General features: G+C 59.3%; 10 protein-coding genes. 1 reads left to right on the top strand and 9 read right to left on the bottom strand.

Annotation, left to right across the window (positions count from 1 at the left end; all coding sequences use genetic code 11):
• The 9 genes from ALO64_RS26245 to ALO64_RS09500 all read right to left on the bottom strand — a co-directional run.
• Window positions 1-475 (bottom strand): TerD family protein (locus tag ALO64_RS26245; RefSeq protein ID WP_235668901.1); only part of this gene is annotated, 475 nt, incomplete at its 3' end.
• Window positions 472-1,065 carry a TerD family protein gene (locus ALO64_RS09535; RefSeq protein WP_002552034.1) on the bottom strand — a complete coding sequence of 198 codons (594 nt, stop codon included), beginning with the start codon at window positions 1,063-1,065 and terminating at the stop codon, window positions 472-474. The genes ALO64_RS26245 and ALO64_RS09535, both read right to left, overlap by 4 nt.
• Window positions 1,066-1,112: 47 nt before the next feature.
• The gene (locus tag ALO64_RS09530; RefSeq protein ID WP_044344240.1) at window positions 1,113-1,838 is read right to left on the bottom strand and encodes an HAD-IB family hydrolase; all 726 of its coding nucleotides are present in this window, start codon (window positions 1,836-1,838) and stop codon (window positions 1,113-1,115) included.
• Window positions 1,839-2,789, bottom strand: coding sequence for an HpcH/HpaI aldolase/citrate lyase family protein (locus ALO64_RS09525; protein WP_044344241.1), 951 nt, complete (start codon window positions 2,787-2,789; stop codon window positions 1,839-1,841).
• Window positions 2,789-3,883: a cysteine protease StiP family protein gene (locus tag ALO64_RS09520; protein ID WP_044344242.1), complete on the bottom strand. Its 1,095-nt coding sequence runs from the start codon at window positions 3,881-3,883 to the stop codon at window positions 2,789-2,791. The genes ALO64_RS09525 and ALO64_RS09520 overlap by 1 nt, the downstream gene beginning before the upstream one ends.
• Entirely contained in the window at window positions 3,876-4,634 is a 759-nt protein-coding gene (locus ALO64_RS09515; RefSeq protein ID WP_044344243.1) for an HAD family hydrolase, read from the bottom strand. The genes ALO64_RS09520 and ALO64_RS09515 overlap by 8 nt, the downstream gene beginning before the upstream one ends.
• Window positions 4,627-5,760 (bottom strand): phosphoribosyltransferase domain-containing protein, encoded by a 1,134-nt coding sequence (locus tag ALO64_RS09510; protein WP_044344244.1) that lies wholly within the window; start codon window positions 5,758-5,760, stop codon window positions 4,627-4,629. Before ALO64_RS09510 ends, ALO64_RS09515 begins: the two co-directional genes overlap by 8 nt.
• A 66-nt stretch (window positions 5,761-5,826) precedes the next feature.
• On the bottom strand, window positions 5,827-6,966 hold the full coding sequence (locus tag ALO64_RS09505) for a trypsin-like peptidase domain-containing protein (RefSeq protein ID WP_044344245.1): 1,140 nt from the start codon (window positions 6,964-6,966) through the stop codon (window positions 5,827-5,829).
• Window positions 6,967-7,020: 54 nt separating this feature from the next.
• Window positions 7,021-8,019 carry an ATP-grasp domain-containing protein gene (locus ALO64_RS09500; RefSeq protein WP_044344246.1) on the bottom strand — a complete coding sequence of 333 codons (999 nt, stop codon included), beginning with the start codon at window positions 8,017-8,019 and terminating at the stop codon, window positions 7,021-7,023.
• Window positions 8,020-8,138: 119 nt separating this feature from the next.
• Here ALO64_RS09500 and ALO64_RS09495 point away from each other — a divergent pair, with 119 nt between their 5' ends.
• The gene (locus ALO64_RS09495) at window positions 8,139-8,684 is read left to right on the top strand and encodes a DUF1523 family protein (RefSeq protein ID WP_044344247.1); all 546 of its coding nucleotides are present in this window, start codon (window positions 8,139-8,141) and stop codon (window positions 8,682-8,684) included.
• The last annotated feature ends 27 nt before the right edge of the window (window positions 8,685-8,711 follow it).

Genomic DNA, 8,711 nt, shown 5'->3' with positions numbered 1-8,711 from the left:
GTAGCGGTTCAAGCCCGCCGGCAAAACCCTGGGCGACGCAGCGGAATTTCCACGCGCCCTGACGCAGATAAAACTCGCCCAGAATCAATGCGGTTTCTTTCATGCCGCTGGTAGGGATATCGGCTTCGATACCGCCAGTGATGCTCAGCGCCAACCGTGACACGCTGCCAAAGCTGGCCTTGTTCTCGTAGATGGTTGCCGTCAGGGCGACCTTCTCGATGACTGAATCCAGACGGCTCGGGTCAAGGCTGAACACAGCACGCCCGGCCGACGCTTCCGTCTGCTGGACCGCACCGCCGTTGACGCTTTTCTGGCCGTAAAAACACATGTCCTGATCGCCACGCACCTTGCCGGAGGCGGTCAGCAGAAATGCAGACACGTCGATATCCGCATCCGCCAGCGGGGAATAGCTGACCTCGACCGTCAACGGACCGGCAGCGACTGGCGCGTTGGCGCCTGGGACAAGTTGGGTCATGCGCGTACAGCTCCGATGGCCAGTTCGACCAGATCATCTGCAGTACGGCCGTTGGTAACCTGACCAACTGCGGTGAAATCCCAGCCTGCGGGGGTGCGCGCCAGATAGGACATCACAACGCCGGTATGCTGGCCTTTCTCGGACAGATCAAAGCGGCCCAGTTCGTTGCGGCTGCCCAAATCGACAATACGGCAGTAGGCGTTGGCGACTTTTTCGAAATTCTGACCGGTGAACGAGTTAACGGTGAACACCAGGTATTTGACCGTGGCTGGCAGTTTTTCCAGATCGACGCTGATGGTTTCATCGTCGCCCGCGCCTTCGCCGGTGCGGTTGTCACCCGAGTGCTGAATGGCACCATCGCGCGACTGCAACTGGCGGAACCAGACCAGGTCGAGGGGCTTCTTGTCGGCGTCGAGCATGATGCATGAGGCATCCAGGTCGATATCGCCGCCGCCACCGCCGAGCAACTTGCCGAAGAAACCGCTGGCTTTTTCAGGGTCCCATCCAAGGCCCATACTGACTTTCTTGAGGCCGGTACCAGCGGTTTTCTCCAGTGAGATCGTCTGGTTCTTTGCCAAAGTGAGTGCCATTTTTCGCTCCATGTGAACGTCGGAATTCGGATAAAAGTGTTACAGCCTTACCGTGTTGGCCCATCTTTGCCATCAGGATTGTGTAACTTGGCGTTAACGGGGCCTTTATAACGGCCTCGACGCCACGTCGGATGGAACAAACGCCAGTGCGCATCCTGAGCAGCGGCGAGTAATTCGTGGTCACCCCGCGTGTCGCCCCAGGCACGAACCCGGAACTGCGTGAGCGGCCCATAAACACTTTCAAGGCGTGCGACTTTCGAATCGCAACGACAGTTGCTGCCTTCGATCAATCCAGTCAGTTTGCCGTCGATGACTTCCAGATTGGTGCCGATCAGCTCTACTTTCAAGCGATTAGCGAAGGGCTGCAGAACCATAGCAGGCGATGCTGAACAAAGCGTGACAATGGCGCCCTTCTCGATTTCGGCGGCGATGGACTCCAGCGCAGCCGGGCGCATCAGGCGGTTCCAGTGCGACTGGCAGAACGCCTCGGCCTTTTGCTGCAGCCATTGCACTTCAACGCCGCTGAGAAACGCCTTGATAAGGCGGCCCTTCAGTTCGTCGCGGGTCACACGCTTGGCGAGATAGCCGATGCTCGGTAGCACCAGGCGGGCCATGCGCACGGAAAAGGCACGTTGCCCAAAAGCGAACTTGAGAAAAGGCACAAAGCTGTCGTGCCGGGTTATGGTTCCGTCGAAATCGAAAACCGCCAGCAGGCGTTGTTCCACTTCGATTTCAAGATCAGGTCCTACAGGTTCAAGATCAGGTTCTATCATCTAGCTAACTGCCTCAGCGAGTCGAATGCTGGCATCCATGATCGAAGCGGGTGCGGATAACACTCCATGCCATTTGGCGCGCTCCATGATGTGGGTTGCCCATTTGTAATGGGTGGCCGGTTCACACATCGCATCGTTGTACTTGAACACTGCGGGGGCCACAGAGTTCAAAATCATCCGGGCGGAGTTCATGTCCTCCAGACTGACGCGTAGTGCATTCTGAATGATATTGACCTGCGAGGGGTGAATTGCCGTTTTACCGACCAACCCATTGGTAATATCCAGTGCCAGTTCATGCTCCAGAATGTCAGGTGTGGCCAGTTGCTCGAACACCGGCGCGGTGAGTGCAAACCCCTGCGAACCCATCACTCCCGCCAGCATCGGGATGACATAGCCCATGGGCGTCGAATACAGGGTCATGGCCGGGTTGCGGCGCAGCCCCAGACAGCCCATCAGGTCATTGCCACAGATGCGCAACGCGATGATCCGCTCGTACAGACTGGCTTTCAGCGCTTGCCCAAGTTCGACCATTGCCGTCGGATCGAACACTTCCGGGGTTTCCAGTGTAGGCATCAACGCCAGCGCCGGGTTGGTAACGGACTGCTCCCAACTCGTCAGACTTTTCAGCGAAAGCTTGGGGGCAACGAACCCGTCAACGTGCGCCATCAGCGGCCAGTCATTGAGAATCCGCGCCATCGCGGCATCTCTCGGACGAACGAACAACAGCGGACCGTTGGCCGGGCGGCCGCCACGGTCCTGAATGCGGGTCAGCACCTGGCGAAGGTTGACCAGCGCTGTATCGACATCAATCAGCGCCACCGCATCTTCCAGGCACACGACCAGCGAACGCAGTTCGGGAATCTTTTCACCGAACACCACATCGACGATGTCATCGCGGGTGGCGGGCATGTACAGCGTTGCCCCCAGCGCGTAAGGCGAAAATAAGGCCATTAGCTCAGACTCCGAATGATGGTCACTGCCCGATAAGGCCCCAGCACATCGCCGACTTCTTCAACGGGAATCCCCGCTTTTTCGGTCAGGTGCAGCAGCAGTTGCACATCGCTGTCCGCCCGATTGCGTACCAGCACATGGTCTGGAACACGGCGCATGACCGCGCGAGTGGCTTCGGCAATGCCCGGCTTGATGCGATTGAAGTTAGTGATATCAAAGCGCTCGGCCAAGCGGTCGACCACCTGCGTTGCAGCGTCCTTGAGCCCGGCTCGCTGCGTCAGCGTCCAGGGTGTCAGCGTGAGCGTAGAACTGTTTTGACGACGCTGGCTGTCGATGTGTTCAATAAAAGACTGCGTGACGTCGTGGCCCTGCAATTGCTCGTAAACCACACAACCATGCAGCCCGCCGTCCGTCGGCCAGATAGAGCGCGACACCAGCCCGGACACGGTCGCGCCAAGAATACCGGACGGAATCACCCAGTCTTCTGCCGACGCCGCCAGCCAGGCACTGCCGCAGGGATCGGCCAGCACTACCAGTCGTGGTTCTTCCGGGAAGCGCGTGTCACCTGCCAGACTGCGACGGATTTCACCCGAAATTGCGCCCTTGCCGGTCCAGCCGTCGACAAACACGATGTTCTGCGCGCCGTGGGCCTGAATAATGGCCTCCAGCGCGACTTTATCGATACCGCGATCACGCACGATACTGATGCCGTAGTGATGCGCTTCGCGGTGCAGATCGATCAGTGCCCGACGCAACAACACACCCAGCGGCAAACCGGCACGCACGAACGACACCAGAACGATTTCAGCGCCGGTGCATTCGCGGTCAAGCGCCTGTGCCAGGGCTTGCACGTCATCGGCCATGCGCAAACCGTTCTGGCTGAGTGCACGCTCATACAACGCCTTGTGAGCGGCGCTGGGAGGCGACTCCTCGCTGATCATTTCCGAGTAGTGCTTCTGGTGTGTCTGGATCAGGCGCTCCTTCTCCGCCACGCTAGTGGCCTGCATCGCAACGCTGCGCAGCAGAAAATGCACGTCGTCGTACAGATAACTGCCACTGCCGACCGTATCGAGCCCGTGAACGGGATCACTCATGCTCTGCTCCGACAAACATTTTCGCCAACTGACTGCGGGCAGGTGTCGCCCACCAGTGGCACTCGTCCATGAAACCCAGGTCGGTAATGCTGTCGCCAAAACCGAGCACCGGGCGTTCGCCATTGATGACTTTGTCGCGCCGCAGCCATTCCTGAACCGCGTAGCGCTTGGCCAGCCCCTCGGGCAGAAAGGCCAGGTTGTTGCCGTTGCCGTGGATGTGCATGTCATCGAGCAAGCCGCGGGCCTGCACTTCGGCCAGCACTTGGCTGAGCACGCTGTCATCGCTCTCGTTATGCTTTGTCACCACGTAATGAAACAGCTGCGCCTCTTCAACCACCCAGCCGCGCAGTGAAAAGCCCAGCTCATGACCAATCGCCAGTGTGGCGGCAGACAATTCATGCAACCGCGATTGATAGCTGGCCAGGGTATTTTTCATCTGCTCGTTCCAGTCCTGGTCCAGCCGCCCCATGACATCGAGCATCACACCGCCGTGCGAACAGATCGCGCCTGCGGTGAACGGCAGTTTGACCCGGCTGTAGGCCTCGACACTGCGCGCAGTCACCGGCACCACATCGGAATGCGCCAGCAGCCAGTGCGCGAAGGACTTCTGCACGTTAGTCATGTAGCCATTGGCGTTACCGCTGATATCCAGCGTTGCGACATGTTTTTCAATGTTCGCGGGCGTTTTGCGGGCGGTCTGGAAGAGCGTGTCGTCCAGATCGACGAAGATCAGCGGGCGGTCGTTACTCATCGCAGATAACCTCGGCGTTCAGCGCTTCGATAAGCTCGGCGGGTACGGCCTGCCTTGGGGTTTCGGTGCAAATCAGCACCCGGTCAAACTGACCCGGCCGCACGTTGTACAGGAAGTTGGGAATGCCCAGGCCATAGTTGTCGGAGAACGACAGCGCATGGTCGATGGCATGCCCCAGTGCAATCGGTGAACGGCTGGTAGAGCTGAAATGCACATCGGCACCGGCTTTTTCCAGACGCTCGGCCAGCAGAAACGGCCGCCAGACGAACTCGCTGGTGCCTACCACCAGAACGCGTTCACCCTTTTGCACGCTAAGCCCTGGCGCCAGCGTATCGGCAACCGACAACACGCCCATCCGGCCCCAGTCATTGGCGGTCACCAGCGGCCAGTCGCCCATTGCCACGGTGCCAACCTCAGGCATGTCCGGCAATGGCGCACTCACGTCTTCATCGAAAGAGTACGACCCCTGCAACAGCGAGACCTGCTCGGCCACTGCGCCCATCGACGTACTGACTGCACCTGCCGACCAGTCGGTAAGCACACACGTCACCACCCGCTCGATGTTGCTCAGCCCGGCCTCGACCAGTGCCTGATGGAGATTAATGAAGGTCTTGCCCGTCGACGCCTCGTCATCGACCAGCACCAGCGAACGTGCGCCGAGCATCATCTCGCGTAGCGCCGGATCGACAGGCAGATGGATAAGGTGAGCGCTGGCGTGGCTGTGCTCTTCTTCAAAGCGGGCGAACAGCTCGCTGCCGGTAGGATGGCGCGTGCTGACCAGATACAAGACATCAGATCGCGTTGCGCTGTAGGCACGGTGCACGCCGGCACCGAGACCGACTGCGGTTTCGGCCATGCCGATGACCAGCACCGGGCCGGGCAGGTCTGCCGGAATCTTGTGCGCCAGGTCCTGAAAGCTTTTCAGCATCACGCCCGGACGCGCGGGAATGTGGCGTCCCAACACCCGGGACACGAACAGAAACGCGCGCTTGGGGTTGCGTCGTTCAGCGAAGCCGAATAGAGAGTCCGGGGCAATGGTGGACGAATTGACGCTGACGTCGAGACGACCACGAAGCAGGTCAGCACGAAGCTTTGTAGAGTTGGAAAAAGCTGCGCTGCTGTCCATTGATAAATTCCTGAGTAACGGGGCCGAAGCCCCAGACGCCTGCCACTTGAGCAGGCAACACCGACGTCATTGGCGAGAAGCTTCAACGAGCCATAACGATGACTGTGCGGCGCGTGAGATTTCTGTGGTGGTGTACGACCTTTCCGGGCGGGCATGCGGCGCATCGATACGGCATGCCTGCAGAAAGGACAGCAGCAGTGCGGACTTCACTGCGAAGTTCATGTTTTGCCCGTCCGGCACGGTGGACGTCACCATGCCGATCACCGCGCCACCGTTGTCGAACAGCGGGCTGCCACTGGACCCCGGCTGAATCGGTGCCGTGAACTGGAACAGGCTGGCGTCATTGTGCAGACCGAACAGACCGGAGATCCCGCCCTGCGTCACCTGCAGCCCGCCACCGGAAATGGACGCCAACGGGTAACCCAGGACCGTTACGGTATCACCCGGCTCACAGCCCTGCCCGTCCCGGAATGTAACCGGAGACAACGGCGGCGCGCCCTGCACCCGCAGCAGCGCGATGTCGTTGCGACGGTCGATCACCACTGGTTCGGCCTTGTAACGGCCTTCCAGTGAAGTGATGTAGAACACGCCCATGTCTTCGATGACATGCGCACAGGTCATGACGTGCGCCGGGCCGACCACAAACGCCGTGCCGGTCGCCGACTCATGCCGAGGCCCGCCACTGGAGCCACCGGACGGGTGGCGCGGGTGACGGTCATCAACGTCCAGGCCGATCTTGCGCCCGAACGCCGACAACCCATACGCCGAGCCTTCGCTCAGCGCGCGGAATTTCCACTGTTCATTACGCTTGTAGAACTCGCCGATGATGATCGCCGCTTCGCCGTTATCGCGCAGATCCAGCCGATGCTCTATGTCGGCATCCACTTTGAGATACAGGCTGGCAACGTCACGGACCGGCCCCATGGCTGCATATACGTAGACCATCAACAACACACGATCACTGCCCGCCGGAAGCCTGTCCAGCCTGAGCGTACAGCCAACATCCTGAGGGCCGCCGCTCCACTCCATCCAGCTCTGTTCCTGGTGCAGCAGCGCCGGGTCGCCCATGGGCTGGCGCTTGTCGTTGACCGCCAGCAAAGCGACGGCAGCATACTCACCAAAAACCGAAGACTTACCGCTCTCCAGGTTCCAGGTGCAGTGGGCGTTAGCTAAAGCAGTGTTTGCACCTGGCGCAAGAAGCTTCATGCCCGATCCTCCCTGATAAGAGCGATTAGTGATAGCAAAAATCTATTATCCTGATCAAACCGTGGCCCGTACAGCGACCGTGATGGCCTTCACGCGGATATCCTCAAGCCAATGTGTTTCCGGTTCTTTCAAGCCGAGACGGCGTGTCGCAAAAATACCCGGCAGGTTGATGCCGGTTTCACGCGTATAACCGATCCCGCCGGAGTAACGCGGGTTGATTTCCAGCAAATGCGGCTTGCCGTCAGCGTCGTCACGGGTCTGCACATTGATCAGCCCGTCGCAGGCAAAATGCTCCGCTGCGCGCACCGCCAGTTGCACCGCTTCGCTGTCGCGCTCGAAGGTCTGATTCAGCCCCACCTTGCGCCGCCCGACAAAGGCAACCGCCTTGCCGTGTTCACAGACCATGTCCACCGAGCATTCACTGCCGGGCATATACGGCATCAACAGCATCGCCGGAACGTCCTCGGCCTGACGGTAAGCGTTAAGGTACGCCTGAAAAGTCGTTTCACGCGCATCCGGATTGGCGAAACAGCGAAAATCATCGACATCGGCCTTGAAGCGCCAGAAGCCCCGTCCGTAAATCCCGACCACCGGCTTGATACAGACCTCGCCAGACACCGACAACGAATCGTAAGCCGCCTGCAACTCCTCGGCGCTGCTCGCGGCGATTCCCGGAATGCACGCCAGACCCGCCGCCTCGGCCGCCGCAGTGAAGCGGCTCTTGTCATCGACATCCATGAAGGTCTGCTGGGACGTTCCGCCCGTGACGAGGTCCAAACCTTCGGCAACAAAACGTGCACGCTGCGCTTCGTAAAAGCTGCCTATACGCCCGGCGACAATAGTTCTGACGCCCAGCGAGCGAGCGGTCTCCAGCACCCAGTCGATACGCTCTTCATTATCGACCGGCTCTTGCAGTGCCACATGGGCCTGCCCGGTAATTTCGGAGCGCTGCTGGCGATGTGAGGCGATAATCTGCACCGACGCAGGCAGCGCATCGCGCGCGCCCATGATCACTTCACGCTGGCTGGACTGCCCTTCAAGGAACCAAATCATGTAAATCTCCGGAAGACAACGCCATCTGCAACGGCCTTGTCGAATTTTGTAATAACTGTTTTGCTTCGAAATGTTCGGATTAGGGCAAAGTCACGCAATTTTAAACAGAGGACGCTGGTATGAAGTGGCTGAGAAGGTCGATTTGGCTTGTGGTATTCGTGGCACTCGGGATCGGCGCATTAAGTCTTTATTACGTCCTGCCGCGCCATGATGTCGTGATGATCACCGGCGTGGAAGTCAAAAGAATGGACGCCGATGGCGTCATCAACGCCGAAAACCCGGCAGACGGCCCGACCCGCGACGTGTACTTCATCAACACCGAAGACCCGGACACCAAGAAAGTCGTGGTCTACCGCAACGAAGACACCGGCTGGAGCTTCCCGTGGTACTTCAAATTCGACTCCGCCGACATCCAGGCCAAAGCCCAGGGCTACTCGCGTGATTCCCAGCAACTGGCGCTGATTCGTTATTACGGCTGGCGCATAACGATCCTGTCGATGTTTCCCAACGTGACCGAAGTTGAAGCGGTGACGAGCCGTGATCAGCCGTTTCCGGTGTTTAATACGATCTTTTTTGTGGTGGTGGGATTGTTGGTGGTGATGGTTGTGGTTGGGGTTAGGAAGAGGTTTCGTAGGCAGCCGCGGGTTGATGGGGTGGCGAGGTAGAAGCCAATCCCTAGGAGGGTGTAGACA

The sequence above is a fragment of the Pseudomonas meliae genome (assembly GCF_001400515.1).
In the GTDB taxonomy this organism is placed as follows: domain Bacteria; phylum Pseudomonadota; class Gammaproteobacteria; order Pseudomonadales; family Pseudomonadaceae; genus Aquipseudomonas; species Aquipseudomonas amygdali.
The sequence above is the reverse complement of the archived record's forward strand: the minus strand, read 5'-3'. Positions and strand labels throughout refer to the sequence as shown.